We start from the raw sequence: 26,916 nt of genomic DNA, 5'->3' as shown, positions 1-26,916 counted from the left end.
CGCGCGTTGTCTTGATTACGGCCCCAATTCCGCGTTAGCCCGCGCATCCCTGAGCGCCGCCCCCGGATTCCGGAGAACCGCGCCGCACGCAGCACTGGAAATTCTCGCTCCGCATGAGAGATCTGAAACAAACCGGCTTCACCGACCGCATCGCGGCCCAGCAGGCCCGCAAGAAGGCGCTTCTGGAAGGCTTCAAGCCCAAGCCCGCCCAGCCGGACCCCGAGTTCGACAAGCTGGCCGCCAAGCGCGCCGCCGAGAAGGAGGCCATCCGGGCTCAGCACGAGGCTGAGAAGGCCGAGAAGAAGCGTCTGGCCGCCGAGAAGGCCGCCGCCCGCGAGGCTGAGGTCCAGGAAGCCCAGGAGGCCGTCGACGCCGAACGTCGCGGCGCCCGCAAGGAACGCAAGGCCCTGACCAAGGCCGAACAGAAGGCGGCCCGCGACGCCCGCTACGCCCGCCGCAAGGCCGGACGCTGACCGCTCACGCCTGAAGACATCTGGTCAGGGCGCATCCGCCACATTATCTGTGGCGGATGACCGCGCTCACATCCCGCACCGTCGCCCGCCTGCACCCCGCCCAGCGGGATGACATCGGCGATCTGATCACCCGCCGCCCGCTGCCGGGACCGGACCTGCCGCAGGTGGATCCGTTCCTGTTCCTGAACCACCACGGGCCCCAGACCTACGCCCCGAACAACCGGGGCCTGCCGTTCGGGCCGCACCCGCACAGGGGCTTCGAGACCGTCACCTTCATTCTGGACGGTGAACTGTCCCACGCGGACAGCGGCGGCGGCGAGAGCATCATCGGGCCGGGCGGCGTGCAGTGGATGACGGCCGGCTCTGGCCTGATCCACGCCGAACTGTCCCCCGCCAGCTTCAAGCGCGACGGCGGGCCCATGGAGATCCTGCAGCTGTGGGTGAACCTGCCGTCACGACTGAAGATGACGGCGCCCAACTATGTGGGGCTCCAGGCGCCGGACATTCCAAAGGTTGAGCTGGACGAGGGCCGCGTCACCGTCGAGGCGGTGTCCGGCCGCTGGGCCGGGACCGAGGCGCCGATCCAGTCCCTGATCGACATCCACATGGCGGTGGTGCGGCTGAAGGCAGGCGGGATCTTCGAGGCGCCGGTCGCCCGGGAGCGGAACGTCTTCTTCTATGGGGTCCGGGGTGATGTGACGGTGGGAGGCTCTCCGGTCGCCGCCTGGAACCTGGCCGCGCTGAACGATGACGGCGACGCGGTGCGCATCGAGGCCTCAAGCGACGCGGTGGTCCTGCTGGGCCATGCGGCGCCCATCGGCGAGCCCGTCTTCGCCCACGGGCCGTTCGTGATGAACACCCGCGAGGAGATCGTCCAGGCGGTGCAGGATTATCAGGCCGGCAGGTTCGGTCCGCCGCCGCCGGTCTGAGGCAAGCGCGCCAGACGCCGCGCGTGCCGGTCCGCCATCTTCAGCGCCCATCCCGTGGGCGTGACGCGCGCGGCGATGGACATGAAGCGGTTGAAGGCGCCGGGAATCTCCACCGGCCGGTTGGCCTCGCAGGCCTCGTAGCCTGCGCGGATGACAGGTTCGGCGTCCATCCACATCCAGCGGGGATAGGCGCGGCTGACCGCCTCGCGTGAACCGTTGACGTCGTGGAACTCCGTCAGGGTGTAGCCGGGACACAGGACGGTGACGTGCACCCCGGTCCGCTTCAGCTCCAGATGCAGGCCCTGGGACGCCTTGATCAGGAAGCTCTTGAGCGGGCCGTACAGGGTGTCGCCCCCAGTGGCGGGCAGGAAACCCGCCAGGGACGCCACATTGAGGATGCGCCCGAAGCCGCGCGCCGCCATTCCCGGCGCCACCCGGCGGGACAGGGCGACAGGGGCTGCGGCCATCACCGCGAGCATGCCCGCATGCTGGGCCGGCGACAGGCTCAGGAAGCCGCCGGTCAGGCTGTAGCCCGCATTGTTGATAAGACCGTCCACATGGCGGCCCCCGGCCTCCACCGCGTCGACCAGCCGGTCAGGGGCGCCGGGTTCGGCCAGATCGAGAGGGATGGTCAGCACCTGGGCGCCGTGACGGGCGCGCAGCTCGGCGGCAACGGCATCCAGCCTATCAGCCCGGCGGGCGGTCAGGGCGAGGTCCCAGCCGTGGGCCGCATACAGGCGCGCGAAGCCCTCGCCCAGCCCGGCCGAGGCGCCGGTGATCAGCATCAGGGGCCGCGGGGTCGGCGCGCTCACGCCGTGGGCAACCGGATCCCGGCCAGGGACGGCGGGTTCTGGGCCAGCAGGTCGGCGATGGTGATGCGCGACAGGGCGTGGGCCGCCGCGTCCTCGGCCGCGGTCAGGGCCTTGGCCACCTGGCGGGGGATGTGCTGGCCCACGGGGCATCCCTTGGCCCCGGCGGGCGGTGAGCCAAGATGGGCGCAGCCGTTCACGGCCTTGAGCACCATGTCCAGGGTGATGGTCTCGGGCCGCCGCGTCAGCCAGGCGCCGCCGCCGGAGCCGGGCCGCGTGGCGATCAGCCCGGCCCGGGCCAGCATGGCCGTGACCCGGCGGATGACCACCGGATTGGTGGGGATGGAGGCCGCCAGGACCGAGGAAGGCGCGGCGGCGGCGGCGTCGAACGCCCCCTTGTGCGCCAGATAGGCCAGGGTGTGGGCGGCGACGGGAAATCTCTGGCTGTCTGACATGGTCCGGCTCCGTCCCAACAGATAGGGGGGAAAGCCCGGTTTCACAAACCCGCGACGTTGTGCGGCGCAACAAAAATTGAGCCTCCGCGATTGAACCCGGTGCCTAAAGGGCGTAAAGCCCCGCCGCTTTGATGGCTGTCGCCGCCGCGACGCCGGAGGATCATGAATGGCTGGGACTGTTCCCGGCGAAAACGGCGCCTCTCCCGCCGCTTCGCCCACGCCAGACGGCGCTTCCGAACATTCGACATCGCACGGCTCCGGCCACGGGCGCGGGCCTCTGCTCGCCCTGACGGTGGGCGCCATCGGCGTGGTGTTCGGGGACATCGGCACCAGTCCGCTCTACGCCATGCGCGAATCCCTGTCCCGCACCTCGGGCGCGCCCGAGATGGCGGTGCTGGGCGTCCTGTCCCTTATTTTCTGGGCCCTGATCCTGGTGGTGACGATCAAGTATGTCATCTTCCTGATGCGGGCGGACAACAAGGGTGAAGGCGGCACCCTGTCGCTGATGTCGCTGGCCCAGCGCAGCTTCGGGCGGCGCTCGACCCTGATCTTCTTCCTGGGTCTGTGCGGGGCGGCCCTGTTCTACGCCGACGGGGTGCTGACCCCGGCGGTGTCGGTGCTGTCAGCGGTGGAGGGCTTGCGCGAGGCGCCGGGCCTCGGCCGGATTCTGACCCCCTTCGTCCTGCCCATCACCGCGGGCATCCTGATCACCCTGTTCATGGTCCAGTCGCGCGGCACGGCCGGGCTGGCCAAGGCGTTCGGCCCGATCACCACGGTGTGGTTCCTGATCCTGGCGGGGCTGGGGCTCATGCACATCGTCGGCGAGCCCTCGATTCTGAGGGGCCTGTCACCCCACTACGGCGCGCTGTTCCTGATCGACAACGGCTTCCTGGGATTCATCATCCTGGGCAGCGTGTTCCTGGCCGTCACCGGCGCGGAGGCGCTCTATACGGACATGGGCCATTTCGGGAAGGCCCCCATCCGCCTGGGCTGGCTGGCGGTGGTGCTGCCCTGCCTGATGCTGAACTATCTGGGTCAGGGCGCGCTGGCCCTGTCCCGGCCGGCGGCGGTGGAGAACCTGTTCTGGATGATGGTGCCCCAGGCGGCCTACTGGCCCATCCTGATCATGGCCACCCTGGCCACCATCATCGCCAGCCAGGCGGTGATCACCGGCGCCTTCTCCATCACCCAGCAGGCGGTCCAGCTGGGCCTCCTGCCCCGCATGAACATCCGCCGCACCTCCGAGACCCAGGCCGGCCAGATCTTCGTGCCGTCGGTGAACATGATGATGCTGGCCGGCGTGCTGCTGCTGCTGGCCATGTTCCCCACCTCGTCCCAGCTGGCGGGCGCCTACGGGGTGGCGGTCACGGGGGCCATGTTCGTGGACAGCCTGCTGGCCTTCTTCATAGTGCGCTACATGTGGAAGCGGAGCCTGGTGGTCAGCATCCTGGCGCTGACTCCGTTCCTGCTCATCGACCTGGCCTTCTTCGGCTCGAACCTGATGAAGATTCCCGACGGCGCCTGGGCGCCCCTGGCCATCGGCGGCGCCATCGTCCTGGTCATGTGGACATGGACGCGGGGCACCCGGCTGCTGACCGACAAGGCCCGCAAGGACAGCCTGCCCATGGCGGATCTGATCGAGATGCTGGGCGCCCGCCCGCCGTACCGGGCGCCGGGCACGGCCATCTTCCTGACCTCGGACCCGGACGTGGCGCCGGTCGCCCTGATGCACAATCTCAAGCACAACAAGGTGCTGCACGAGAAGAACATCATCCTGACGGTGCGCACCCTGGACCGGCCGCGCGTGTCCAAGGAGAAGCGCATCGAGATCGAGCTCATCAATGACGACTTCAAGCGCCTGACGATCAACTACGGCTTCATGGAGAGTCCCAATGTGCCCAAGGCCCTAGGCCTGTGCCGCAAGCAGGGGCTGAAGTTCGACATCATGTCGACCAGCTTCTTCCTGGGGCGCCGCTCCGTGGCGCCGGCGCCGGGCAAGAACATGCCGCACTGGCAGGACAAGCTGTATGTGTTCCTGATGCGCAACGCCGCCAATCCCACGGACTTCTTCCATATCCCCGCCGGCCGCGTGGTCGAGATGGGCACGCAGGTGACGGTTTGAGTGAAACGAACGAGGGCGGGATCGAGGCCCGCATCGCCGCCGGCGTGCTGCTGAACGCCGCACTGGAGCGACGCGGCGGCATGGACGAGGCGCTGAACTTCCGCGAACTGAAGGGCCTGTCGCCCCAGGACCGCGCCTTCGCCCGGGCCGTGGCCATGGCCGCCCTGCGCCGTCTGGGCGAGATCGACGCCATCCTGGACCGTCGCCTGAAGAAGGGCCCGCCGCTGGCGGTGCGCACAATCCTGCGCGTGGCTTTGGCCCAGACCATGGTGCTGAACACCCCGGACTTCGCCGCCGTGTCCTCGGCGGTGAAGCTAGCCGAGCGGGACGTCAAGACCCGGCCCTACAAGGGTCTGGTCAATGCGGTGCTGCGCGGCATCGGCCGGGACGGTCCGGACAAGACCGCCGCCGAAGCCAACCTGCCCGACTGGATCGCCGCCCGGTGGCGGGCGGCCTACGGCGTCGATGCGCTGATCGCCCTGGCGGAGGCCGGGCGGATCGAGCCGGCCACAGACCTGAGCCTCAAACCCGGCGCGGACGCCCTGGCCCTCGCAGAGGCGCTGCCGGGCGTGGTCCTGCCCGGCGGGTCGGTGCGCACCACCCGGCGCGGCGACATCGCCGAATGGCCGGGCTTCGCCGACGGAAGCTGGTGGATCCAGGACGCCGCCGCCGCCGTTCCGGCCCGCCTGCTGGACATGAAGCCGGGTGAGAGCGCCCTGGACATGTGCGCAGCGCCGGGCGGCAAGACCCTGCAACTGGCCGCGGCGGGCGCCGCCGTCACGGCGCTCGATCGGTCTGAGTCCCGCCTGCGCCGCCTGACCCAGAACCTGGAGCGCACAGGCTTGACCGCCGAGGCGATCGCGATCCCCGCCGAAGAGTGGGAGGACGGGCGAACCTTCGACGCCGTGCTTCTGGACGCCCCCTGCACCGCCACCGGCACCTACCGCCGCAATCCCGAGGCCCTGCGCCGCACCCGGCCCGCCGACGTGGCCGATCTGGCGGACGTGCAGCACCGCCTGCTGGACGCCGCGGCCGCGCGGGTGAAGCCCGGCGGACGGATGGTCTATTGCGTCTGTTCGCTGGAGCGCGAGGAAGGCGAGAGCCAGATCATCGCCTTCCTGCGCCGTCACGCAGATTTCCGTGTGGCCGCCGCCGACCCGGCGACCGTGGGCGCGCCGGTCGAGGGCCTGGCGAAAGAGGGCTGGCTGCGCATCCTGCCGTCCATGTGGCCCGAACACGGCGGTCTGGACGGCTTCTTCGTCGCCCGGCTGGAGCGGGCCTAGGCGGAATTATGCAAGAGCCTGATTCACGGCATCGGCGGGATCGCGACGCGATCCCGTCTCAACCGATCAGGCTCTAGACCTCCGCGCCTTCGGTGCGCTTCTTCATCAGGGCGTCGAAGGAGTCCCACACACCTTCGGCGCCGTGCCAGGCGCCCTTGGTGGCGGCCTTGGAGTATTCGGTGGCGCGGGCCTCGAAGAAGTTGGCGTGCTCGACCCCCGACAGCATCGACTGCAGCCACGGCAGCGGGTTCTCGGTCGCGCCGTAGACCTCGGGCAGCTTGAGCTGGCGCAGGCGCCAGTCGGCGATGAAGCGGATGTATTTCTTGATGTCGTCCGGGGTCATGCCCTGCACCGGCCCGGTCTCGAAGGCCAGGTCGATGAACTTGTCCTCCATGTCCACCACGGTCTTGCAGCAGTCGACGATGTCGTCGGCCACGGCCCTGGTCACCGCGCCGGTCTCATGGTTGAAGGCGTGGTACAGCTTGATGATGCCCTCGCAATGCAGGCTCTCGTCGCGCACCGACCAGCTGACGATCTGGCCCATGCCCTTCATCTTGTTGAAGCGCGGGAAGTTCATCAGCATGGCGAAGCTGGCGAACAGCTGCAGCCCTTCGGAGAAGCCCCCGAACATGGCCAGGGTGCGGGCGATATCGGCGTCGGTGTCGACCCCGAACTGGCCCATGTAGTCGTGCTTGTCCTTCATGGCCTCGTATTCCATGAAGGCGCCGAACTCGCTCTCGGGCATGCCGATGGTCTCGAGCAGCAGGGCGTAGGCCGCGATGTGGATGGTCTCCATGTTGGCGAAGGAGGCCAGCATCATCTTCACTTCGGTCGGTTTGAAGACCCGGCCGTAGCGCTCCATGTAGTTGTCCTGCACCTCGATGTCCGCCTGGGTGAAAAAGCGGAAAATCTGGGTCAGCAGGTTGCGCTCGCCGTCGTCCAGCCTGGTCGCCCAGTCCTTGCAGTCCTCGCCCAGCGGCACCTCTTCGGGCATCCAGTGGACCTGCTGCTGCTTCTTCCACATGTCGAACGCCCAAGGATAGCGGAACGGCTTGTAGGCGGCCGAGGCGGTCAGCAGACCGGGCAGATCGGAACGGATCGGGGTGATGGCGTTCATGGTATTCTCGAATGCGACTCGGGCGACGGAGCGGTCTTCACCATGATGGCCCGGCCGCCCGGCGCCAAGTCAGAATACGGCTATATTGCGATCACTTTTTCCGTAGCCCCCATATCTGGTGTGTCGCCGCGGATTTGATGGGGAGGAACCTGGGGATGAGTTTCACGGTCTACGGCGCCGCCGGCTCCGGTTCGGTCCCGGTGGAGGCGGCCCTGACGTTGCTGGGAATAGATCATGAGGTGATTGAGGCGCCCACCTGGGAGGGCGAGGCGCAACGGGATCGGGTGGCGCCGGTCAATCCCATGCGCCAGATTCCGGCCCTGATCACCCCGGACGGCGAGACCATCACCGAAAGCGCGGCCATCCTGATCTGGCTGGCCGACAGCCATCCCGAGGCGCGGCTGGCCCCGGCGATCGACGATTCGCGCCGGGCCCAGTTCCTGCGCTGGATGAGCTTCATCCCCGCCTCGATCTATTCCATGTTCTGGGTGCGCGACGAGCCCTCGCGGCTGGTGGGCGACGACGAGGCGGCTCAGGCGGCCGTTCGGGACCGCACCGCCGCGCGCATCGCCGCCTGCTGGGCCGTGATGGACGCCCAGGTGGAGCCCGGCGATTTCCTCCTGGGCGATCATCTGACGGTGCTGGACCTCTATGTCACGGTGGCCAGCCGCTGGACGCCCCGGCGGCGGCGCTTCCGTGCCGAGGCGCCGAAGATGAGCCAGGTGGTCCGCCGCGTGGACGCCCTGCCCGAACTGGCGGACTTCTGGGCCCGGCGCTTTCCCTTCGAGGCGGGCTGGGACGGCTGACGCATCCCTTCCCCTCGTCCCGCGTTCCGGCGTAGCTTGAACGACAGAACAAGGCGGGAGGCGGCGCATGCGCTGGAGAGGCGGACGGCGGGGCGGCGGCATCGAGGACCGGCGCGGCATGGGCCCGGGGGTCGCCGGCGGCGGCATCGGCGTGGCCGTGCTGGGGATCATCGGCTATCTGGTGTTCGGCATCGACCCCCAGGTCACGACCCAGGTGGCCGGCCAGCTGGGCGGGCTGGGTCAGGCCGAACGCGGCGAGGTCGGCACGCCCGAGGACGAGGCAGGCCTGTTCGTCGACGTCATCGGGACCAACGTGAACGATGTCTGGGCCACGCAGATGCCGGGCTATCAGCCGCCGGGCTTCGTCCTGTACGAACAGGGCACCGCAACCGCCGGCTGCGGCTATGGCCAGGCGGCCATGGGGCCGTTCTATTGCCCGGCGGACCGGACCGTCTATCTGGACCTGGGCTTCTGGCAGGTCATGAGCGAACAGCTGGGGGCGGGCGGCGACTTCGCCAAGGCCTATGTCATCGCCCACGAGATCGGCCACCATGTGCAGACCCTGACCGGCGCCTCGGATCAGGTGCGTCAGGCCCAGAGCCGGGCCCGCTCCGAAGGCGAGGCGAACCGCTATTCCGTGGCGCTGGAGCTTCAGGCCGACTGCTATGCGGGCGTCTGGGCGGCCAACGCCGCCGCCGTTTCGGGCGGCGAGGTGGCCCTGACCGCGGGAAGCCTGGAAGAGGGCATGAACGCCGCCTCGGCTATCGGCGACGACCGCCTGGGCGGCGGGCGGCGGTCTCCGGAGACCTTCACCCACGGCACCTCGGCCCAGCGGATGCAGTGGCTGCGGCGGGGCTATGACTCAGGCGACCCCGCCGCCTGCGATACCTTCGCGGCGCTTTAGGCCAGGGCCTTCAGCCTGTCGCCCAGGTCGGTGCGTTCCCAGCTGAAGCCGCCGTCGGCGTCCGGCTCGCGTCCGAAGTGACCGTAGGCGGCGGTGCGGGCGTAGATGGGCTTGTTCAGGCCAAGATGCTCGCGGATGGCGCGGGGGGTGGCGCCGCCGATCATGGCGGGCAGTTCGCGCTCCAGCACCTCTTCGGAAATCTTGCCGGTGCCGTGCAGGTCCACGTGGACCGACTGGGGCTCAGCCACGCCGATGGCGTAGCTGAGCTGGATGGTGCAGCGGTCGGCCAGCCCGGCCGCCACCACGTTCTTGGCCAGGTAGCGGGCGGCGTAGGCGGCCGAGCGGTCCACCTTGGTGCAGTCCTTGCCCGAGAAGGCGCCGCCGCCATGGGGCGAGGCGCCGCCATAGGTGTCGACGATGATCTTGCGGCCGGTGAGGCCGGCGTCGCCGTCCGGGCCGCCGATCTCGAAAACGCCCGTGGGATTGATGTGCCAGACGGTCTCGTCGGTGATGAAGCCCTCGGGCAGCACCTCGGCCACCACCGGCTTGACCAGGGCGGCCACGTCGGCCTGGGTCATGCCCTTCGCGTGCTGGGTCGAGACGACGATGGCGGTGGCCCGCACCGGGACGCCGTTCTCGTAGAACAGGCTGACCTGACTCTTGGCGTCGGGCTCGAGGCGCTTCTCGCCGCCGTGGCGCAGCTCGGCCAGACGCTTCAGGATGCGGTGGCTGTAGGCCAGGGTGGCGGGCATCAGCTCGGGCGTCTCGTTGGAGGCGTAGCCGAACATGATGCCCTGGTCGCCCGCGCCCTCGTCCTTGCCGTCAGCCGCATCAACGCCCACGGCAATGTCGGCGGACTGGCCGTGCAGATGGTTCTCGAAGGTCAGGGTCTTCCAGTGGAACCCGTCCTGTTCATAGCCGATGTCCTTGACCGCGGCGCGCACGGCGGCCTCGATTTCGGCCTCGATGCCCGGGGCCCAGGCCCCGTTCTCCCAGATGCCCTTGCCCCGGATTTCACCGGCCAGCACCACGCGGTTGGTGGTGGTCAGGGTCTCGCAGGCCACCCGGGCCTCCGGATCCCTGGCCATGAACAGGTCGACGATGGTGTCGGAGATGCGGTCGGACACCTTGTCGGGGTGGCCTTCGGACACGCTTTCCGAGGTGAAGACGTAGGAGGTGCGGCTCACGGGCGAGGCTCCGGTATTCGAGGGAGCGCCAGCCATATAAAGATATCCTTATATCTTCAAGTGTTCTTGAGCGTGAGCCGCAAGGTCTGTCAGTGGGCGACGGGCCGGTCCGCCTCCTTCGCCGCCTCGGCCTGGCCCTGGTGGCGTCCCTCGGCGAACTCCTCGATCATTTTTGCGCAGAAGGCGGGCAGGTCGTCGGGATCCCGGCTGGTGACAAGACCTTCGTCCACGACCACCTCTTCGTCCACCACCTCGGCGCCCGCGTTTCGCAGGTCTGTGCGGATGGTCTTGTAGCTGGTCAGCTTGCGGCCCTCGACCACGCCCGCATCGATCAGGATCCAGGGCGCGTGGCAGATCGCGGCGACCGGCTTTCCGGCGTCGAAGAAGGCGCGCACGAAGGCCAGGGCGTCCTCGTCGAGGCGCAGATTGTCGGGGTTATGGGCGCCGCCCGGCAGCACCAGCCCGGCGTAGGCCGAGGCGTCCGCCGTGCTGACGGCGCGGTCGACCTTGAACGTGTCGCCCTTGTCGAAATGGTTGAACCCCTGGATCTCGCCCTGTTTGGGCGAGACGATCTCCACGGTCGCGCCCGCGTGCTTCAGCGCCTTCATGGGTTCGGTCAGCTCGACCTGTTCAAAGCCGTCCGTGGCCAGGATGGCGATGGTCTTGCCATTCAGTGTCTGGGCCATGATGCGGTCCTCCTTGTGGTTGCTCGCATGAGCCTGACCAACCCGGGAGAGGGCCATGGGTTGCGGCCACGCTTGGAGAACGGGCGGATACGCCGCATCCTGTGAGCATGCGCACCCTGACCGGACTTTTTCTGATCGGCTTGCTGACCGCCTCCGCCGCGGCCGCCCAGGTCGCGCCCTACGGGACGGACCCCCACCGCTATCAGGTCGAGCGGCATCAGGCCCGGATGGAGAGCCTGCGCCTTCAGGCCGACGCCCGGGCCGACACGGCCCGCCGTCTGGATACGGAGGCGCGGCTGACCCTGCGCGATCTGGAGGCCGCCCGTCAGCCGCCCACGCCCTATGTGGAGCAGGCGGCGCCGCCCAGTGATCCGGCCGTCACGACCGAACGCCATCGCCGCACGCGCGAGGCCGTGACCCAGATCGACGACTGGCTCGAGAAAGCCCCCGACTGAGCCTCAGGCCCTGCCGCCGTGAGCAGACAGCCTGGCGGCGTCCACGCCGATGCCCGCCAGGGCCCGGCTCCACTTGGTCGCATGATCGGCGTCAAACAGCAGATCCGCGTCCGGCTCGGCGGTGAGCCAGACGTTTTCGGTCAGTTCGTCCTCGATCTGACCCTCGCCCCAGCCAGCGTAGCCCAGAACCAGCACGGATCGCTCCGGGCGGGCCTCGTCATCCGTCATGGCCACCAGGGCCTCGCGGGTGGCGGTGATGGCCAAGCCCTCGCCCACGGGAAGGGAGGCGTCCGGCGCGGTCCAGTCACTGGTGTGCAGCACGAAGCCCCGCTCCCGGTCCACCGGCCCGCCCATGAGCACAGCCTGATCCGTCGCCCGCTCCGCGCCCTCCATCTCAAGCTTCTCCAGCACGGTCCTGAGGTTCACGCCGGGGGCGGGGCGGTCCAGGCGCAGACCCATGGCGTGGTCCGCCTGATGGGCGCAGATCAGGATCACGGCATGTTCGAAGCGCGGATCGCCGATGCCCGGCATGGCCACCAGCAGCTTGCCCGCGAGGGACTGGAATTCCGACATGGCGTCATCATCAGGGGCGGCTTCGGCGGATGCAAGGCGCATCCGTCCGGCGCGCACCTCCCCGGCCCCGGCGGTGATCCCGCCGGCGCGGCTGTGTCGGCGACCGCCTGCGGTCAATCGGTGCGGAAGGCCCGTCCCCGCTCTCCCAACAGGTTCCAGCCGGCCGTGGTCGGACGGTAGCCGCTGCGTCCGACGCGTTCGACAAGGCCCAGGACGGTGAGCTGGGCGCTGCGGTCGGCGCTTTCCGAGCGCTCGACATCGACAAGATCGAGCAAGGCCTCAATACGTTCAGCTTCAGTCACGACACGCCCAGCAAGCTATTGGTCCGGCTGGTTACCTGCGCGTCTGGCGCGCGGTTGGCAAGGTCATGCGACATTTCACTTCCCGGGTGAGGCGTCGTCGCCGAGGCGCGAAACACCGACGGACCTCAGGGTTCAAGCTCGATGTCCCAGTAGAGGTAGTCCAGCCAGCTCTGGTGCAGATAGTTGGGCGGGAAGCGGCGGCCGAGATCCTGAAGCTGCCAGCTGTTGGGGCGGAAGGGATTGCGCCGGATCGGCATGTCGGCCTGGCGCGGCGTGCGGCCGCCCTTTCTGAGATTGCAGGGCGCGCAGGCGGCGACGATGTTCTCCCAGCTTGTGGTTCCGCCCTGTGAGCGCGGCAGCACATGGTCGAAGGTCAGATCCGAACCGGATCCGCAATACTGGCAGAGGAATCCGTCGCGCAGGAAGACGTTGAAGCGGGTGAAGGCCGGCTGGCGGTCCTGATCGATATAGCTTTTCAGAGAGACGACGCTGGGCAGCCGGAACTCCAGCGAGGGGCTGCGCACCACCTTGTCGTAGGTGGAGACCACGTCCACCCGTTCCTGGAACACCGCCTTGACCACTTCCTGCCAGGGCCAGACGGACAGGGGATAATAGGACAGCGGCCGGAAATCGGCGTTCAGCACCAGGGCGGGAAAGCCGGACGGCGGGCGGGACAGGACCTGCATCAGGCCCCTCCCGCGCGAAAAACGGAGAGGATCGAGGCGACAGGACTGAAGACACGCCCTCCTTCACGCTCGGAACAATTCGATCCTAGACCCGATTCGATGACGCCGCCATGACCTGACGAACACGCTTCAGGACTTCAGCGGCGTCTCGGGAAACGAGGGCAGGCTCCAGCCCCACTTCAGGGCGCCCGCGCGCAGAATGAAGCCCACGGCGGTCGCGACGGCGGCGGCGAGCCATGTGCTCACGCCCAGGGCGGTCAGCATCACGAAAGCGGTCGCCGCAGCCAGCGCCGCCGAAACCACGATCTCGCGCCGCAGAAGCACGGAGGGCTGACCAGCCAGAAGGTCGCGCACCACCCCCCCGAAACAGGCGGTCAGGGCGCCCATGACGATGCAGATCAGGGGCGCGGCGCCCCAGGCCTCGGCCTTGGCCGCGCCGATCACGCCGTAGGCGGCCAGGCCGAAGGCGTCGAGCCACAACAGAAGCCTGAAGCGCCAGGGGCGAGGCCCCAGCAGCCAGACGATGACGCTGGCGGCGATGCACATGGCGATGTAGCGCCAGTCTACCACCCAGAACACCGGCGCCCCGATCAACAGGTCCCGCAGGGTGCCGCCGCCCACCCCGGTGACGGCGGCGAAGAAGGTCATGGTCACCAGATCATGCCGGTCGCGCGCGGCGGCCAGCGCCCCGGTGGCGGCGAACACGGCGACGCCGATGAGATCCAGCGCCGCGAGGGGCGCGATGTCGGCGATGGGCAGGTCGGGCGGGGTCAGGCCCAGGATCGATCGGGTCATCAGGCGGTCTCATCCAGCACGATCTCGCCGCGCTTGACCCCGCCATACCACGCCCACAGCAGATGCGCGGCCACGCCCCGGTGGGGCCGCCAGATTTCGGCCCTCAGATAGGCGGCCTTTTCATTGGGGCGGTCTTCGGCCGCATCGGCCCAGCGCATGGCCTCCTGCAAGGCCACGTCGCCGCCGGGAAACACGTCCAGCCGCCCTTCGCAGAACATCAGATAGGTCTCGGCCGTCCACTTGCCGACGCCCTTGATGGCGGTCAGGGCGGCGACCGCTTCCTCGTCGCCCAGGGTCTGCATGTGCTCCAGATCGATGCGGCCGTCGGCCTGGGCGCGGGCGATCTCATGGCCGTATTTCGCCTTCTGACCGGACAGGCCGAAGGTGCGCAGCGCGTCGATGTCATGGGCCAGCACCGCCTCGGGCGTGATCTCTACGAGCCCCTCGCCCACACGGCGCCAGATGGAGGCGGCGGCGGCCACCGACACCTGCTGTTCGACGATCATGCGGAACAGGCCCTCGAAGCCGCCGGGGCGCAGGCGCCATTCGAACGCTGGCGTCATGGCATGGGCGCGCGCCAGGGCGGGGTCGGCCTGGGCCAGGTCAGCGCGGGCGGCGGCGACGGCGTCGGGATCGGGGGCGATGACGGGCACGGGCGCCTCCTGGCGTGATCGACAGGGGCGCGGTCCGGCGCTAGCGTCCGGCCATGCGCACCCTTGTCGATCTTCTGGCGCCGATGACGCCGGATCAATTCCTCTCGGACCATGACGGCCGAAAGCCGCTGCATATTCCCGCGCCCGACGGCGAAGACAAGCGGGCCCTGCTGGACTGGGACACCTTCAACGGCCTGCTGGGCCAGGCGTCCCTCTGGACCCACACGAACCTCCAGATGGTTCACAACGGCCAGCCCATCGCGGCGGACGCCTACTGCGCCGAGGTGCAGACCCTGGCCGGCCCCGTAGTCAGGCCGTCACCGGCCAAGGTCCAGGTGATGATGGCCATGGGCGCGACCGTCATAGCCAATGAGGCGGGCGAGCTGACGCCGGAACTGCGCGCCGTCTGCGACATGCTGCGCGAAACCTTCGCGGCCTCGGTGGCGGCCAACGTCTATTGCTCCTTCCAGGGCGTGCGGGGGTTCGGCCCCCACTATGACCTGCACGATGTCTTCGCGATCCAGACCGAGGGCGAGAAGATCTGGCGGCTGTACCGGAACCGCGCCGAGGATCCGGTGGATTACCCCGGTGAAGGGGAGTCGGCCCGCGACTGGCTGGCCCGCAACGCCGGGCCGGTGATGCAGGAGGTGCGCATGCGCCCCGGCGACGTGCTCTACCTGCCGCGCGGCTGGTACCACGACGCCCTGGCGGTGGACGGACCCTCGCTGCATGTGACCCTGTCGGTGACGCCGCTTTACGGGCGCATCCTGTTTCGCCTGCTGGAGCCGGCCGCCATGCAGGATCCGGCGTTCCGCGCCTGGCTGCCGCCGGCCGACCGGGACGGGGGCGCGGACCTGGCCAGACGGCTCGCCGACCTGGGACGGCGTCTGTCGGAGCTGGCGGCCAGTCCGGCCTTTCGGGACGAGGTGGCCATGGCCCAGCAGCGGCTGCGGCCGCGGCTCCCGGCCTATGACCTGCCCCGCCGCCAGACCCTGACCTTCTACGCCGCCACCGGGCTGGCGCCGCCCGTGGTCAGCGGACCGGCGCGTCTGGCGATCGACTGGGCCATGACCCAGCCCCGGTTCGCGCTCGAGGACATGATCGCCCAGTTCGATTTCGTCGCCGAGGCGGACCTTCGCGCGGCCGTCGAGGGGGCCGAGAAGGCCGGCGCCCTGAGGCGCGCCTGAGCCGGTGTTCATCACCCGCTTCGCTCCATCGCCCACCGGCCTTCTACACCGGGGCCACGCCTTCTCGGCCCTGGCCGCCTGGGCGGCTGCCCGCGCTGCGGGCGGACGCTTCATCCTGCGCATTGAGGACATCGACCAGACCCGCTGCCGGTCCGAATACGAGGCGGCGGTTTTCGCGGATCTGGCCTGGCTGGGGCTGGACTGGGAAACGCCGGTGCGGCGCCAGTCCGATCACCTCGGCGACTATGCCGCGGTCGTTGACGACCTGAACGCGCGCGGCCTGCTGTATCGCTGTTTCCGCACCCGCCGCGAGATCATGGAGGGCATCGGCCAGGCGCCCCACGGGCCCGCCGAAGCGGTGCGGCCCGGCCCTCATGATCCGGACGAGGAGGCGCGGTTGCTGGACAAGGGGCGGCCGTTCGCCTGGCGCCTGTCGCTGGACCGGGCGCGCGATGCGCTGGGCGACGGCTGGAACGAGCTGGAGTTTCATGAAGAGGGCGCCGGACCGGAGGGCGAGACGGGATTGCTCCGCGCGCGGCCTGAAACGGCGGGGGATGTGGTCCTGGCGCGCAAGGACTCGGGCGTGGCCTATCACCTGGCGGCGACCCACGATGACGCCCTTCAGGGCGTCACCCATGTTATCCGGGGCCATGACCTGTTCGAGGCCGCGCACATCCAGCGGCTGATCCAGGCGCTGATGGGCTGGCCTGCGCCCGTCTATCGCCACCACCGCCTGCTGACCGGCCCGGACGGCAAGCGCTACGCAAAGCGTGATCGGTCGCAAACCCTGGCCGAGCTGCGCGCGGACGGGATGACGGCGCGGACGCTGAGGGCGGAGCTGGGCTTTCCCGAAGAGACATGAAAAAGGGCCGGAGCATCGCTGCTCCGGCCCTTGATCATTTCAGTCCGGGGATGGTCAGCCCCGGGCCAGATTCCGCAGCACGAACGGCATGACGCCGCCAGCCTTGAAGTATTCCAGTTCGGTCTGGTTATCGATGCGGCAGCGCACCGGGAAGCGGGCCATCTTGCCGTCCGACGGGCGGAACAGCTCGACCCACAGCTCCTGACGGGGCTTCAGCTTGCCGGTGTTGACGTCCGACAGGCCGCGGATGGTGACGATCTCCTCGCCGGTCAGGCCCAGACGGGTCCAGCCGTCCTGCTTGAACTGCAGCGGGACCACGCCCATGCCGATCAGGTTGGAGCGGTGGATGCGCTCATAGCTCTCGGCGATGACCGCGCGCACGCCCAGCAGGTTGGTGCCCTTGGCCGCCCAGTCGCGCGACGAGCCGGTGCCGTATTCCTTGCCCGCGAACACCACCAGCGGACGACCCTCGGCCTGATAGCGCATGGCCGCGTCATAGATCGACATGGTGTCGCCCGACGGGAAATGCTTCGTCACCCCGCCCTCGATGTCCGGCGTGATCTTGTTGCGGATGCGGATGTTGGCGAAAGTGCCGCGCATCATGACTTCATGGTTGCCCCGGCGCGCGCCGTAGCTGTTGAAGTCCAGCGGATCGACGCCATGCTCCGTCAGATAGGCGCCGGCGGGCGAGGCCTTCTTGATGGCGCCGGCGGGGCTGATGTGGTCGGTGGTGATGGAGTCGCCGAAGATGCCCAGGACGCGCGCCTCGATGATGTCCTCGACCGGGGTCGGCTCCATCGACAGGCCCTCGAAATAGGGCGGGTTGCGCACATAGGTGGAGGTGTCGTCCCAAGCGTAGGTCTGGCCGCCCTCCACGTCGATCTTCTGCCAGTGCTTGTCGCCCTTGAAGACGTCCTTGTAGCGCTTGGCGAACATCTCGGGGGTGACGCAGGACCGCTGCAGTTCGGCGATCTCGGCGCTGGTCGGCCAGATGTCCTTCAGGAAGACGTCCTTGCCCTTCTTGTCCTGGCCCAGCGGCTGGGTGTTCAGGTCGATGCGCATGGAGCCCGCGAGGGCGTAGGCCACCACCAGTGGCGGCGAGGCCAGGTAGTTGGCGCGCACGTCCGGGTTCACGCGACCTTCGAAATTGCGGTTGCCCGACAGCACCGAGGTGGCGACCAGATCGTTGTCGTTGATGGTCTTCGAGATGGCCGGGTCCAGCGGGCCCGAGTTGCCGATGCAGGTGGTGCAGCCGTAGCCCACCAGATTGAAGCCCAGGGCGTCCAGATCCTTCTGCAGGCCCGCGGCTGTCAGATAGTCGGTGACCACCTGCGAACCGGGCGCCAGCGAGGTCTTGACCCACGGCTTGACCGTCAGCCCGAGGGCGTGGGCCTTGCGCGCCACCAGACCCGCGGCGATCAGCACCGACGGGTTGGAGGTGTTGGTGCAGCTGGTGATGGCGGCGATCACCACGTCGCCGTCGCCCAGATCGAACTTCTCACCCTCGACCGCGACGCGCGGGGCGTCCGTCGGGCGGCTGAAGACCTCGCCCAGCGCGGTTTCGAAGGCCGAGGCGGCGATGGTCAGCTCGACCTTGTCCTGCGGGCGCTTGGGCCCGGCCAGAGACGGCACGACCGAGGACACGTCCAGCTCGAGCACGTCGGTGAAGACCGGGTCCTCGCTGGACTCGTCGATCCAGAGCCCCTGCGCCTTAGCGTAGGCCTCGACCAGCGCCACGCGGGCCTTTTCGCGGCCGGTGGCGGTCAGATAGTCCAGCGTCGCCCGGGACACCGGGAAGAAGCCGCAGGTGGCGCCGTACTCGGGCGCCATGTTGGCGATGGTGGCCTGGTCCTCGATGGTCAGGGCGGTGACGCCCGGGCCGAAGAACTCCACGAACTTGCCGACCACGCCCTTCTTGCGCAGCATCTGGGTGACGGTCAGCACCAGATCGGTGGCCGTGGCGCCCTCGGGCAGACGGCCCGTCAGACGGAAACCGATGACCTCGGGGATCAGCATGGGGATCGGCTGGCCCAGCATGGCCGCCTCGGCCTCGATGCCGCCGACGCCCCAGCCCAGAACGGCCAGGCCGTTGATCATGGTGGTGTGGGAATCGGTGCCGACCACGGTGTCGGGATAGGCCACGGTCTTGCGGCCTTCATCGGCGGTCCAGACGGTCTGGGCCAGATTTTCGAGGTTCACCTGGTGGCAGATTCCGGTGCCCGGGGGCACCACGCGGAAATTGTTGAAGGCGGTCGAGCCCCAGCGCAGGAACTTGTAGCGCTCCATGTTGCGCTCGTATTCCCGGTCCACGTTCTGGTCGAACGCCTTGGGCGTGCCGAAGTGGTCGACCATGACCGAGTGGTCGATGACCAGATCCACCGGATTCAACGGATTGATCTTCGACGGATCGGCGCCCAGCGCGGTCATGGCGTCGCGCATGGCCGCCAGGTCCACCACCGCCGGAACGCCGGTGAAGTCCTGCATCAGGACGCGGGCGGGGCGGAAGGCGATCTCGTGCTCGACCGCGCCCTTGTTGTCGATCCAGGCGGCCACGGCCTTGAGGTCGTCCTCGGTGACCGAGACGCCGTCTTCATTGCGAAGAAGGTTCTCCAGCAGCACCTTCATGGAGCGCGGCAGGCGGGAAATCCCGGCCAGACCGGCTTCCTCGGCGGCGGGAAGGCTGTAATAGGCGTATTTCTTGCGCCCGACGGAAAGGTCCTGACGGGTCTTGAGGCTGTCGATCGACGGCATGTGGGAGAGTTCCTCTGGTCTACGCCGCCCGACAATCCGGTTGCGCGTTCGCGCTGCAGGCGCTGGGGCGCACAGGTCCCCGGCGCGCGCGGCGAAAGCCTGCTGCGGCGAGGCTGGATATAAGCCCAAGCGGCGCGGGCGTCCATGTATCCACGACGACGACGTGGACATTGCGAACGGGTCGCACATGATCGGCCGCCTTGGTATCGACGATCTGGGCCTGTCGCGGGGCGAGCGGGTGCTGTTTCAGGGCCTGTCCGTTGATCTGAAGACCGGCGAAGCCCTGGCTCTGACCGGGGCCAACGGGGCGGGCAAGACCAGCCTGCTGCGCGCGGTGGCCGGGTTCATTCGTCCCGATGCGGGCGGAGTGCGCTTCCTCGACAGGCTCAACGGCGACATCGAACCCGAGACCGCCCGGGCCCGCCACATCCATCTGCTGGGTCATCTGGAAGGGCTGAAGGGGGCCCGCACAGCGCGCGATGAACTGTGCTTTCAGACCGCCTGGTGCGGGGGGGCGGGCATTGATGCCGCCGTCGAGGCCCTGGGCCTCGCGCCCCTGCTGGATCTGGAGACCCGCAAGCTCTCGGCGGGCCAGCGGCGGCGGCTGTCGCTGGCCCGGCTCATCGCGGCGCCGCGCGCGCTTTGGCTGCTGGACGAGCCGCTGGCGCCGCTGGACGCCCGCTGGCGCGGGGTCGCGACACAACTGATGCGAGACCATCTGGCGGGCGACGGCATGGTCATCGCCGCTGTCCACGATCCCCTGGACCTGCCCTGCCGCACGCTGGACGTGGGGGCGGCGTCATGAGCGCGGTCCGGGTTCTGCTGAAGCGCGAACTGTCCCTGGCCTGGGGCGGAGGCGGCGGACCGCTGCTGGCCTGCGGCTTCTTTCTGGCCCTGACCGCCATCGTGCCCCTGGCGGCGGGCGGCGACCCCCGCGTGCTGCAGCCGGTGGCGGGCGGGATCGCCTGGATCGCCCTGGCCCTGGCCAGCCTGCTGTCGCTGGAACGGCTGTTCGAGCGGGATTTCGAGGACGGAGCGCTGGATCTGCTGGCGCTGGGCCCCCTGCCGCTGGAGGCGGTGTTCGCCGTCAAGGCTCTGGCCCAGTGGCTGGCCATCGGCCTGCCCCTGGCCCTCGCCGCGCCGGTGTCGGCCATTGCGCTGGGCGCCGATCCGGGCCGGGCGCCGTTGATTCTCGGCGCCGCCCTGCTGGGCAGTCTGGGCTTCGCCTTCACCGGAGCGCTGGGCGCGGCCCTGGCGCTGGGCTCGAAGCGAGGGGGCCTGCTGATCGCTGTGGTGGTGCTGCCCCTGTTCATCCCGCCGGTGATCTTCGGCGCGGGCGCGCTGGAGCAGGCCCTGACCGGCCTGTCGCCCTGGCCCGCCCTGGCGCTTCTGGGCGCCTACGCCCTGTTCGCCGTCGCGCTCAGCCCCGTCGCCGGGGCCGCCGCCGTCCGGAACGCCCAGGGATAGACGTCAGCGCGCGGCGTCCAGCCCGATCAGCCAGGCCTCTATCCCCGCCGTGTCGCTCATGGGGCCACTCCACTCATGAACGGGCGCCACGCTCTCGTTGTTGCCCCTGCCCCGCCCCCGGTAGACCTTCATGGGCACATAGGCGGCGACCCGTCCGCCGGGCAGGCTGATATCACGGATGTCCATGTAAACGCTGTCGGCCGAGGTTTCCTGACCTACCGTCACGGCGCCCATGGCGGTGAAGAAGTCCACGGCGTCCAGGCAAGCCGAGGCGCATCCGGAATCCGTCAGCACATAGACTCGCCCCGTCATGGGCCCAGGTCCCTCAGGCGCGGCGGGTCGCGCTTCGCCATCGCCCTGTCGCCACAGGGGCTCGCCCGCCTGCATGGCGGCCCTCATGCCCTCGGCGATCTCGGTGGCCCAGACCAACGCGTCGGGCTGATCGGCGAACACCTCGTCACGGTAATATTCGATGGTCTCCAGATTGCCGGGCGAAACCCGCCAGTCCACGCCCTGCGACCGTGGGCCCAGGGCGTCCACTCGCTCTTCGCCCCACAATATGCGGGTGATGCGGGAGGACCAGAGGGATGAGCCGCCGTTGTTCCCGCGCAGGTCAAAAACCACCATGGGGGCGGCCCTGACGGCGGCGGCGCTGTCCTCGACCTCAGCGAGCAGAGCGGTGAGACGCCGCCCCGGCTCGCTGGCGGGATCGCTTTCGAAACTGCCCAGGCTGATCCAGACTCCGCCGGAGAAGCCCCGCATCTCCACCGGCGCGAAATGACGGGGACTGCGGGCGACCGCACGCCCTTCGTCACGCAGGGCTTCAGGCAGCGCGCGCCAGGCCAGGTCATAGGTCCGCGACGCGCCATCAACCAGGAACTCGCATGTTTCGGGACGGCGCACATAAGGGTTCATCTGATCCACGAACAGATTGGCCGCATGACGCGTCCGCTGGGACTTCAGGTTCCACCGTCCCGCCGTCCGCCCCAGAATCCCGGCCGCCAGCGCCTCGGCCGGGCGGCCGTCGCACTGGACCAGCACGGCGCCCGCCGGCGGCCCGGCCTCATCCCGGACGAACACAACCTCGTGCCGCTCGCGACCGCCGTAATCGCGCAGGCCGGTCATGAAGCCCGGCCATTGCAGGACCCACCTTTGGCCCATGCCTTGCCAATCGGTCAGGCCCAGATGTCCGTCGTCGAAGGAGGCCTCGTACTCCCGGAGGGCGTAATACCAGTGCGGGTAGCTGTCCGCCGTCCCCGCCCGCTCAAGGGCCAGGGCCAGGCCGTTCGCCAGCAGGTCGCCGAAGCCGGGATTTTCGGCATCCACCGGACCCGCGTGGTTTTCAGCCACCGCATCGTGAAAGGCGCGAGCGTCCTCCGACAGCGCGGCGCCCCAGTCGGCGGGCGGCGGAACAGGGTCCTGCGCGGTCGCGAAAGCCGCCAGGGCAGCCAGGATGATCATGCCGATACTCCCTCAAAAACCCGGCTCAGCTTGCCTGAAATGCGCGGGTTGACCAGTTACGGATGCGTCATGCGGCGCCGCGCCCGCTTGCCCGCGCGGCCCCCCGCGCGTATGCGCCCTGACCATGGTCTTCGGCCTCGCCAATCCTGATCGCTTCATGCGCTTCACGCGGCCCCTCATGCCCGTGATCTGGGCGCTGGCCGTGGGGCTTCTGCTCGCCGGCACATGGCTGAGCTTCATCGCGCCCGAGGATTATCAGCAGCTGGACACGGTGCGGATCATGTTCGTGCATGTGCCGGCCGCCTGGCTGGGCCTGGCCGCCTATGTGGCGCTGGGGGTTTCATCGTTTTTCGCCCTGGTGTTCCGCCATCCGCTGGCCGACGCCGCCGCTCGCGCAGCGGCCTTGCCCGGCGCGGTGTTCACAGCCCTGGCGCTGGCCACCGGCTCCCTGTGGGGCAAGCCCATGTGGGGCGCCTGGTGGGTGTGGGACGCGCGCCTGACCTCGGTGGTGGTCCTGTTCCTGTTCTATGTGGCCTACATGGCCCTGCGCGCGGCCATCGACGATGAGCAAAAGGCCGCCCGCGCCGCCGCCGTGCTGGGGCTGGTCGGGCTGGTGAATTTGCCGATCGTCAAGTTCTCGGTGGACTGGTGGAACACCCTGCACCAGCCCGCGTCCCTGCTGCGGGCCGAGGGCCCGTCGATGACCGCCGCCCATCTGACGCCGCTGCTGGTGATGGGGCTGGCCTATATGGCGCTGTTCACGGCTTTGTGGCTGACCGACATCCGCATCGAGGTGCGTCGGCGTCGTGTTCTTTCCTTGCGCGCCGGCGCGGCACAGGAGGCTTGACCATGCTCGATCTGGACATGGGCGCCTACGCCGCCTTCGTCTGGCCCGCCTGGGGGATCAGCGCCGTGGCGCTGGCGGCCCTGGTCGCGCGCAGCGTCATCGCCGCGCGACGCTGGAAGCGCGAACTGGACCGGCTGGAGAATGGCGAATGAAGCGCTGGCTGGCTGTCGTTCCGCTGATCGTTCTGGTCGCCCTCGCGGTGCTGTTCGTGGGCTGGTCCCTGCGCCGGGATCCGGTCTATCAGCCCGACGCGATGGTGGGTCAGGCCGTGCCCGCCCTGACCCTGCCGGTGCTGACCAACGGCGCGGCCGGACCGGGCCAGGCCGATCTGGTCACCGCCGCCGCCGGCCAGCCGACAGTGGTCAATGTCTTCGCCTCCTGGTGCGCGCCCTGCCGCATCGAACACCCGCAGTTGATGGCGCTGCGAGAACAGGGCGTTCGCGTCATCGGCGTGGCCTACAAGGACGATCCGGCCGCCACCGCCGCCTTCCTCGACGAGCTGGGCGATCCGTTCGCCGTGGTGCTGGTGGATGCTGACGGACGGCTGGGCCTGGAGATGGGTTCCTCCGGGGTGCCCGAGACCTTTGCCGTCGACCCCTGGGGCGTCATCACCGCCAAACACTCCGGCCCCATCGTGAATCAGGCGGATCTGGACCGGCTGGCCGAAGGTCTCGCCCCCGAGCGCTGGTCGCGTTAACCCTTTTTCCAGACGCCCTGTTAACCATCGGGGCATGAGCCCGATTCGCCCCGACCTGCCCACTCCGCGTCACGCCGCCACCCACCCGGTGGCCACCACCAACGCGCGCGTAGCCCAGGCGGCGTTCTTTCAGCAGGCGCTGGCGGGCGTGAAGGCGGCCCAGGAATCCCAGCCGACGCAGTCGGCGTCCAAGGCGGAAACACCGCGGGCCGCGCCGGCGACCCGCGCGACGGATCAGGCTGACATGCCGCGCCGTCCGGGCTCGTTGCTGGACATCACCGTCTGAACGGATTTCGGGAACAACCTGCGCCGTTCACACGCTTCATTCCTGAACAGAAAACAGGAATGGAGACGCCCCATGGCCCAGTCGCGCAAGGCTGACGAACGCTATCTCGACAAGGACGAACGCGAACTGTGCGAGCGCGCCCGCCAGCCGGCCCTGCGCGAGATGAAGCAGGACGAGCTGAGGGACCTGGCCAAGCGGCTGCGCGAGCGCCGCAACCGCGCCCGGGACCTGGCCCGGGACCAGCGCCGCAGCGCCAACCGGGGCGGCAAGCCCACCGAGGGCGAGACGGGATCGGACCGCAAGAAGGCCCTGCTGGCGGCGGGGATGAAACGGGTGAATCGGGAACTGGACCGCCGCCGGGCCGGGGATCGAGGCAAGGCGGCCACGGCGAATCTGAAGAAGGCGCTGAAGCGCAAACAGGCCAATCACTGGTCCGGCCCGGCCTACCGTAATGCGGATGAGGGTCTCAATCCGACGCCCAACGCCGGAATCGCGCCCTCCGGCGCCCTGAACGCCGAGGGCCAGCGGCCGGTGCTGGAGCGGTCGCGCAAGGTCCGCTGACGGATCAGGCCGCCCTAACGTCCAGACCATCGCGCGCCGGTTTGCGACGCGCCGTGGTCTTCTGGACCTTTTCGGCCGCCTTGCGGGCTTCCTTTTCCGCCTTGCGGGCCAGCTTCTCGGCGCGCCTGGCGGCCTTGGCCTCGTCCGGCCCGGCGTCGGCGACAGCGGCCAGGTCGGCCAGCAGCTTCATGAAGCTGCTGCGCCTGGCCTTGGGCATCAGCGCGAGAATTCTGCGGTCCGCGGCCTCGACCCTGGCCCGGGCGCTCTCGAGCACCGCGCGGCCTTCATCTGACAGGCTGACAGCCTTGGCGCGACCGTCCAGCACCGAACGCTCACGGTTGAGCAGGCCTTTGGCCGTCATGCGGGCGACCAGATCGGCCAGGGTGGAGCGGTCGATGCCGGTGGCGCGGACCAGATCGGTCTGGGTCAAGCCCTCGTTCCTCGAGGCGATTTCCAGCACGGCGAACTGACGCTGGGTGGGGCCGTCAGCGCCGACTTCCTCGGCGTAGATGTCCAGCGCCAGCTGCAGCGCCCGGTGCATCAGGTGGCTGGGCGATGCGTCCAGCGGCCCGGAGCGCGCCTTCTTTCCATCCTTGACCATGCCGGGACCCCGCTTACCGATAATCCGTGCAAGGCACGGTTCACAGCAGGGTTAGCAGCGCCGTGTTTCGGTTTGGCGACAGCTCCATGAAGGCTTGAGCAGGCTAAAGCCCGGTGTCCGGGCTGATGGGCCCCGGCTCCTCGTCCTTGATCATGTGCTTCAGGATCACCGGAATCTGCGACAGGCCGAACACCGAGGCGGCGATCCACAGCACGCCGCGGAAGCTGGTCCAGACCGCGTCGGGGTCAGGCGTGGCCCAGCCGAAGGCGTCCCAGATGGCCAGAACGGCCGCTTCGCTGCGGAACACCTCATTGGCCGCCGCCACCACCAGGAAATAGGCGCCGTAGCGGAAGGTCAGGATGCGCCAGCCGTGGTCGGTGACCTTGATGGCGTCGCCCAGCAGATATTTGAACGGATATTTCTTGAGCGGAAGGGAACCCAGCAGAATACCGCCCAGGATCACGTTCTGGATGGTCAGCTTCAGCTTGATGAACAGATCGTCGTTGAAGAAGATGGTCAGCACCCCGAACACCAGGGCGAACAGGCCGGTGATCAGCGGCAGGGGGGCGAAACGCCGCTCCACAACGTAGCCGACGGCCAGGGCGATGCCCGAGGCGATGACCAGAACCCATGTCGCCTTGATCAGGTCGCGGGTGATGAAATAGGCGGCGATGAAGGCGACCAGCGCGCCGAAATCCACCGCTTGGCGGATCCATTGGGGGCGCTTCTTTTCCGTCGCCGGAGTCTCGGTCGTCATCAGTCCTCAAGTCCCACCAGAAGGCGGGAGAACGCCCGCGCGTCGAACGGCTGCAGATCCTCGATGCCCTCGCCCACCCCGATCAGCTTGATGGGCGCGTCGGAGGCCTGGGCCACCGGCACCAGAACCCCGCCGCGGGCCGTGCCGTCCAGTTTGGTCATGACGATGCCCGAGACATAGGCCGTGCGGCCGAAGATCTGTTCCTGGGCCAGCGCATTGCGGCCCACCGTGGCGTCCAGCACCAGCAGGGTCTCGTGCGGCGCGTCCGGATCGATCTTCTTCAGCACCCGGACGATCTTCAGCAGCTCGTCCATCAGGGCCTGCTTGTTCTGCAGACGGCCGGCAGTGTCGATCAGGACCACGTCGTGGCCCTCGTTTCTCGCCCGGGTGAAGGCGTCGAAGGCGAGGCCCGCCGGGTCGGCGCCGTCGCGGCGGCTCTCGAAATCAGCCCCGGCGCGTTCGGACCAGATGCGCAGCTGATCCCGGGCGGCGGCGCGGAAGGTGTCACCCGCCACAACCATGACCTTTGCGCCCTTGCCCGTCAGGTCAGCGGCGATCTTGCCCAGGGTCGTGGTCTTGCCCGAGCCGTTAACGCCCACGAACAGCACCACATAGGGCTTCGGCCCGGACAGGGGGTCGAAAACCGCCTGTCGGGGCGCCAGTTCGGCGGTCACCGCCTCGGCCAGGGCTTCCTTGATCTCGCGCTCGTCGGAGGTCTTGCCGAAGCGCAGGGCGCGGAAACGCTCGGTGATCCGGGCGGCGGCGGCCGGGCCCAGATCGCTCTCGATCAGGTGCTCCTCCAGCCGCTCCAGAGCCGCCTCGTCCAGCGGCTCCTTGACGAAGGAGGAGACGACCTGCTCGGTCATCTGTTTGGAGGATCGGGACAGTCCCTGGCTGAGCCGCTGGAACCAACCCTTTTTGGGCGCGTCGTTCATGGGCTCCGTCTAGCGGGAAAGCCCCCGCCCCGTCACCCGCAATCGTTCGGCCGGATTCATGGCGCGGGAAGGCTTGAGGCGTTACATGAACCACGGAACAGGGATCAGGACACCGGATTTGGCCCGACAGCACCCCTTCTTCGCCCCCGCCGCCCACGGCTTCGTGCGCGTGGCCGCCGCCACGCCGGTGGTCCACACCGCCGACCCCGTGGCCAATGCGGACGAGCACATCGCCCTGATCGCCGAGGCGGGCGAACAGGGCGTCGATT

At 68.9% G+C, this 26,916-nt stretch carries 31 protein-coding genes; 16 read left to right on the top strand and 15 right to left on the bottom strand.

What is annotated here, in order from left to right:
- Positions 1-113 precede the first annotated feature (113 nt).
- Together C0461_RS04445 and C0461_RS04440 are read left to right on the top strand one after the other, a co-directional pair.
- Positions 114-473 carry a DUF6481 family protein gene (locus tag C0461_RS04445; RefSeq protein ID WP_292104313.1) on the top strand — a complete coding sequence of 120 codons (360 nt, stop codon included), beginning with the start codon at positions 114-116 and terminating at the stop codon, positions 471-473.
- 56 nt (positions 474-529) lie between these two features.
- On the top strand, positions 530-1,402 hold the full coding sequence (locus C0461_RS04440) for a pirin family protein (protein WP_292104312.1): 873 nt from the start codon (positions 530-532) through the stop codon (positions 1,400-1,402).
- Here C0461_RS04440 and C0461_RS04435 read toward each other — a convergent pair.
- Together C0461_RS04435 and C0461_RS04430 are read right to left on the bottom strand one after the other, a co-directional pair.
- Entirely contained in the window at positions 1,366-2,187 is an 822-nt protein-coding gene (locus C0461_RS04435; RefSeq protein ID WP_292104332.1) for an SDR family oxidoreductase, read from the bottom strand. The two genes, C0461_RS04440 and C0461_RS04435, sit on opposite strands and share 37 nt — an antisense overlap.
- A gap of 23 nt (positions 2,188-2,210) precedes the next feature.
- Complete coding sequence (locus C0461_RS04430) at positions 2,211-2,666, bottom strand: Rrf2 family transcriptional regulator (RefSeq protein WP_292104311.1); 456 nt, start codon at positions 2,664-2,666, stop codon at positions 2,211-2,213.
- A 166-nt stretch (positions 2,667-2,832) separates the two neighbouring features.
- On the opposite strand from C0461_RS04430, the gene C0461_RS04425 reads away from it, so the two are divergent.
- Positions 2,833-4,788, top strand: a complete 1,956-nt coding sequence (locus C0461_RS04425) for a potassium transporter Kup (protein WP_292104310.1) — start codon at positions 2,833-2,835, stop codon at positions 4,786-4,788.
- Positions 4,785-6,071, top strand: coding sequence for an RsmB/NOP family class I SAM-dependent RNA methyltransferase (locus tag C0461_RS04420; RefSeq protein ID WP_292104309.1), 1,287 nt, complete (start codon positions 4,785-4,787; stop codon positions 6,069-6,071). Before C0461_RS04425 ends, C0461_RS04420 begins: the two co-directional genes overlap by 4 nt.
- Positions 6,072-6,144: 73 nt before the next feature.
- On the opposite strand, the gene C0461_RS04415 is transcribed toward C0461_RS04420, so the two are convergent.
- Positions 6,145-7,188: a ribonucleotide-diphosphate reductase subunit beta gene (locus tag C0461_RS04415; RefSeq protein ID WP_021697618.1), complete on the bottom strand. Its 1,044-nt coding sequence runs from the start codon at positions 7,186-7,188 to the stop codon at positions 6,145-6,147.
- A 149-nt stretch (positions 7,189-7,337) separates the two neighbouring features.
- On the opposite strand from C0461_RS04415, the gene C0461_RS04410 reads away from it, so the two are divergent.
- Positions 7,338-7,994, top strand: coding sequence for a glutathione S-transferase family protein (locus C0461_RS04410; protein ID WP_292104330.1), 657 nt, complete (start codon positions 7,338-7,340; stop codon positions 7,992-7,994).
- 67 nt (positions 7,995-8,061) lie between these two features.
- Positions 8,062-8,898 (top strand): neutral zinc metallopeptidase, encoded by an 837-nt coding sequence (locus C0461_RS04405; RefSeq protein ID WP_292104306.1) that lies wholly within the window; start codon positions 8,062-8,064, stop codon positions 8,896-8,898.
- On the opposite strand, the gene metK is transcribed toward C0461_RS04405, so the two are convergent.
- A complete protein-coding gene (gene metK, locus C0461_RS04400; RefSeq protein WP_292104305.1) occupies positions 8,895-10,085 on the bottom strand; it encodes a methionine adenosyltransferase in 1,191 nt (396 codons plus the stop codon). The two genes, C0461_RS04405 and metK, sit on opposite strands and share 4 nt — an antisense overlap.
- A gap of 89 nt (positions 10,086-10,174) precedes the next feature.
- The gene (locus C0461_RS04395) at positions 10,175-10,771 is read right to left on the bottom strand and encodes a type 1 glutamine amidotransferase domain-containing protein (protein ID WP_292104303.1); all 597 of its coding nucleotides are present in this window, start codon (positions 10,769-10,771) and stop codon (positions 10,175-10,177) included.
- Between the two features lie 101 nt (positions 10,772-10,872).
- Between C0461_RS04395 and C0461_RS04390 the strand changes: the two genes are divergently transcribed.
- On the top strand, positions 10,873-11,226 hold the full coding sequence (locus tag C0461_RS04390) for a hypothetical protein (protein ID WP_292104302.1): 354 nt from the start codon (positions 10,873-10,875) through the stop codon (positions 11,224-11,226).
- Positions 11,227-11,229: 3 nt separating this feature from the next.
- Here the strand turns inward: C0461_RS04390 and C0461_RS04385 are convergent, their stop codons facing one another.
- The 5 genes from C0461_RS04385 to C0461_RS04365 all read right to left on the bottom strand — a co-directional run bounded on the left by C0461_RS04385 (position 11,230) and on the right by C0461_RS04365 (position 14,235).
- Positions 11,230-11,841: a YqgE/AlgH family protein gene (locus tag C0461_RS04385; protein WP_292104328.1), complete on the bottom strand. Its 612-nt coding sequence runs from the start codon at positions 11,839-11,841 to the stop codon at positions 11,230-11,232.
- Positions 11,842-11,912: 71 nt separating this feature from the next.
- Positions 11,913-12,101: a hypothetical protein gene (locus tag C0461_RS04380; RefSeq protein WP_292104301.1), complete on the bottom strand. Its 189-nt coding sequence runs from the start codon at positions 12,099-12,101 to the stop codon at positions 11,913-11,915.
- A 125-nt stretch (positions 12,102-12,226) separates the two neighbouring features.
- Entirely contained in the window at positions 12,227-12,787 is a 561-nt protein-coding gene (locus C0461_RS04375) for an HNH endonuclease (RefSeq protein ID WP_292104299.1), read from the bottom strand.
- Between the two features lie 129 nt (positions 12,788-12,916).
- On the bottom strand, positions 12,917-13,582 hold the full coding sequence (locus tag C0461_RS04370; protein ID WP_292104297.1) for a trimeric intracellular cation channel family protein: 666 nt from the start codon (positions 13,580-13,582) through the stop codon (positions 12,917-12,919).
- Positions 13,582-14,235, bottom strand: coding sequence for a DNA-3-methyladenine glycosylase (locus C0461_RS04365; protein WP_292104296.1), 654 nt, complete (start codon positions 14,233-14,235; stop codon positions 13,582-13,584). The genes C0461_RS04370 and C0461_RS04365 overlap by 1 nt, the downstream gene beginning before the upstream one ends.
- A gap of 53 nt (positions 14,236-14,288) precedes the next feature.
- Between C0461_RS04365 and C0461_RS04360 the strand changes: the two genes are divergently transcribed.
- Positions 14,289-15,422: a cupin domain-containing protein gene (locus tag C0461_RS04360; RefSeq protein WP_292104295.1), complete on the top strand. Its 1,134-nt coding sequence runs from the start codon at positions 14,289-14,291 to the stop codon at positions 15,420-15,422.
- Between the two features lie 4 nt (positions 15,423-15,426).
- Positions 15,427-16,284 carry a tRNA glutamyl-Q(34) synthetase GluQRS gene (gene gluQRS / locus C0461_RS04355; RefSeq protein ID WP_292104294.1) on the top strand — a complete coding sequence of 286 codons (858 nt, stop codon included), beginning with the start codon at positions 15,427-15,429 and terminating at the stop codon, positions 16,282-16,284.
- A gap of 54 nt (positions 16,285-16,338) precedes the next feature.
- Here gluQRS and acnA read toward each other — a convergent pair whose 3' ends face one another.
- The gene (acnA, locus tag C0461_RS04350; RefSeq protein ID WP_292104293.1) at positions 16,339-19,035 is read right to left on the bottom strand and encodes an aconitate hydratase AcnA; all 2,697 of its coding nucleotides are present in this window, start codon (positions 19,033-19,035) and stop codon (positions 16,339-16,341) included.
- Positions 19,036-19,222: 187 nt separating this feature from the next.
- Here acnA and ccmA point away from each other — a divergent pair, with 187 nt between their 5' ends.
- Positions 19,223-19,840 (top strand): heme ABC exporter ATP-binding protein CcmA, encoded by a 618-nt coding sequence (ccmA, locus tag C0461_RS04345; protein ID WP_292104291.1) that lies wholly within the window; start codon positions 19,223-19,225, stop codon positions 19,838-19,840.
- Complete coding sequence (gene ccmB, locus C0461_RS04340) at positions 19,837-20,502, top strand: heme exporter protein CcmB (protein WP_292104290.1); 666 nt, start codon at positions 19,837-19,839, stop codon at positions 20,500-20,502. Before ccmA ends, ccmB begins: the two co-directional genes overlap by 4 nt.
- A gap of 3 nt (positions 20,503-20,505) precedes the next feature.
- On the opposite strand, the gene C0461_RS04335 is transcribed toward ccmB, so the two are convergent.
- The gene (locus C0461_RS04335) at positions 20,506-21,963 is read right to left on the bottom strand and encodes a S41 family peptidase (protein ID WP_292104288.1); all 1,458 of its coding nucleotides are present in this window, start codon (positions 21,961-21,963) and stop codon (positions 20,506-20,508) included.
- A 124-nt stretch (positions 21,964-22,087) separates the two neighbouring features.
- Here C0461_RS04335 and ccmC point away from each other — a divergent pair, with 124 nt between their 5' ends.
- The 5 genes from ccmC (at position 22,088) to C0461_RS04310 (ending at position 24,354) form a co-directional block, all read left to right on the top strand.
- Entirely contained in the window at positions 22,088-22,810 is a 723-nt protein-coding gene (gene ccmC, locus C0461_RS04330; RefSeq protein ID WP_292104286.1) for a heme ABC transporter permease CcmC, read from the top strand.
- A 2-nt stretch (positions 22,811-22,812) separates the two neighbouring features.
- Positions 22,813-22,962: a heme exporter protein CcmD gene (gene ccmD / locus C0461_RS04325; RefSeq protein WP_292104285.1), complete on the top strand. Its 150-nt coding sequence runs from the start codon at positions 22,813-22,815 to the stop codon at positions 22,960-22,962.
- A complete protein-coding gene (locus C0461_RS04320; protein ID WP_292104283.1) occupies positions 22,959-23,507 on the top strand; it encodes a DsbE family thiol:disulfide interchange protein in 549 nt (182 codons plus the stop codon). The genes ccmD and C0461_RS04320 overlap by 4 nt, the downstream gene beginning before the upstream one ends.
- Before the next feature lie 34 nt (positions 23,508-23,541).
- Entirely contained in the window at positions 23,542-23,793 is a 252-nt protein-coding gene (locus C0461_RS04315) for a hypothetical protein (protein WP_292104281.1), read from the top strand.
- Positions 23,794-23,865: 72 nt separating this feature from the next.
- Positions 23,866-24,354 (top strand): hypothetical protein, encoded by a 489-nt coding sequence (locus C0461_RS04310; protein WP_292104279.1) that lies wholly within the window; start codon positions 23,866-23,868, stop codon positions 24,352-24,354.
- Between the two features lie 4 nt (positions 24,355-24,358).
- Here the strand turns inward: C0461_RS04310 and C0461_RS04305 are convergent, their stop codons facing one another.
- The 3 genes from C0461_RS04305 to ftsY form a co-directional block, all read right to left on the bottom strand.
- Positions 24,359-24,955: a MarR family transcriptional regulator gene (locus C0461_RS04305; protein ID WP_292104278.1), complete on the bottom strand. Its 597-nt coding sequence runs from the start codon at positions 24,953-24,955 to the stop codon at positions 24,359-24,361.
- Positions 24,956-25,058: 103 nt separating this feature from the next.
- Entirely contained in the window at positions 25,059-25,712 is a 654-nt protein-coding gene (locus tag C0461_RS04300; protein WP_292104276.1) for a septation protein IspZ, read from the bottom strand.
- Entirely contained in the window at positions 25,712-26,647 is a 936-nt protein-coding gene (gene ftsY / locus C0461_RS04295; RefSeq protein WP_292104274.1) for a signal recognition particle-docking protein FtsY, read from the bottom strand. Before ftsY ends, C0461_RS04300 begins: the two co-directional genes overlap by 1 nt.
- Positions 26,648-26,916 lie beyond the last annotated feature (269 nt).

This window comes from Brevundimonas sp., from assembly GCF_013823285.1.
In the GTDB taxonomy this organism is placed as follows: Bacteria; Pseudomonadota; Alphaproteobacteria; order Caulobacterales; family Caulobacteraceae; genus Brevundimonas.
Note: the sequence above shows the minus strand (reverse complement) of the source record. Positions and strands in the feature narration are given on the sequence as shown.

Coding starts and splice junctions, on each gene's coding strand:
- C0461_RS04445 (WP_292104313.1), top strand. CDS start 114: ATGAGAGATCTGAAACAAACCGGCTTCACCGACCGCATCGCGGCCCAG.
- C0461_RS04440 (WP_292104312.1), top strand. CDS start 530: ATGACCGCGCTCACATCCCGCACCGTCGCCCGCCTGCACCCCGCCCAG.
- C0461_RS04435 (WP_292104332.1), bottom strand. CDS start 2,187: ATGCTGATCACCGGCGCCTCGGCCGGGCTGGGCGAGGGCTTCGCGCGC.
- C0461_RS04430 (WP_292104311.1), bottom strand. CDS start 2,666: ATGTCAGACAGCCAGAGATTTCCCGTCGCCGCCCACACCCTGGCCTAT.
- C0461_RS04425 (WP_292104310.1), top strand. CDS start 2,833: ATGGCTGGGACTGTTCCCGGCGAAAACGGCGCCTCTCCCGCCGCTTCG.
- C0461_RS04415 (WP_021697618.1), bottom strand. CDS start 7,188: ATGAACGCCATCACCCCGATCCGTTCCGATCTGCCCGGTCTGCTGACC.
- C0461_RS04405 (WP_292104306.1), top strand. CDS start 8,062: ATGCGCTGGAGAGGCGGACGGCGGGGCGGCGGCATCGAGGACCGGCGC.
- C0461_RS04395 (WP_292104303.1), bottom strand. CDS start 10,771: ATGGCCCAGACACTGAATGGCAAGACCATCGCCATCCTGGCCACGGAC.
- C0461_RS04385 (WP_292104328.1), bottom strand. CDS start 11,841: ATGCGCCTTGCATCCGCCGAAGCCGCCCCTGATGATGACGCCATGTCG.
- C0461_RS04375 (WP_292104299.1), bottom strand. CDS start 12,787: ATGCAGGTCCTGTCCCGCCCGCCGTCCGGCTTTCCCGCCCTGGTGCTG.
- C0461_RS04370 (WP_292104297.1), bottom strand. CDS start 13,582: ATGACCCGATCGATCCTGGGCCTGACCCCGCCCGACCTGCCCATCGCC.
- C0461_RS04360 (WP_292104295.1), top strand. CDS start 14,289: ATGCGCACCCTTGTCGATCTTCTGGCGCCGATGACGCCGGATCAATTC.
- acnA (WP_292104293.1), bottom strand. CDS start 19,035: ATGCCGTCGATCGACAGCCTCAAGACCCGTCAGGACCTTTCCGTCGGG.
- ccmA (WP_292104291.1), top strand. CDS start 19,223: ATGATCGGCCGCCTTGGTATCGACGATCTGGGCCTGTCGCGGGGCGAG.
- ccmB (WP_292104290.1), top strand. CDS start 19,837: ATGAGCGCGGTCCGGGTTCTGCTGAAGCGCGAACTGTCCCTGGCCTGG.
- C0461_RS04335 (WP_292104288.1), bottom strand. CDS start 21,963: ATGATCATCCTGGCTGCCCTGGCGGCTTTCGCGACCGCGCAGGACCCT.
- ccmC (WP_292104286.1), top strand. CDS start 22,088: ATGGTCTTCGGCCTCGCCAATCCTGATCGCTTCATGCGCTTCACGCGG.
- ccmD (WP_292104285.1), top strand. CDS start 22,813: ATGCTCGATCTGGACATGGGCGCCTACGCCGCCTTCGTCTGGCCCGCC.
- C0461_RS04320 (WP_292104283.1), top strand. CDS start 22,959: ATGAAGCGCTGGCTGGCTGTCGTTCCGCTGATCGTTCTGGTCGCCCTC.
- C0461_RS04315 (WP_292104281.1), top strand. CDS start 23,542: ATGAGCCCGATTCGCCCCGACCTGCCCACTCCGCGTCACGCCGCCACC.
- C0461_RS04310 (WP_292104279.1), top strand. CDS start 23,866: ATGGCCCAGTCGCGCAAGGCTGACGAACGCTATCTCGACAAGGACGAA.
- C0461_RS04305 (WP_292104278.1), bottom strand. CDS start 24,955: ATGGTCAAGGATGGAAAGAAGGCGCGCTCCGGGCCGCTGGACGCATCG.
- C0461_RS04300 (WP_292104276.1), bottom strand. CDS start 25,712: ATGACGACCGAGACTCCGGCGACGGAAAAGAAGCGCCCCCAATGGATC.
- ftsY (WP_292104274.1), bottom strand. CDS start 26,647: ATGAACGACGCGCCCAAAAAGGGTTGGTTCCAGCGGCTCAGCCAGGGA.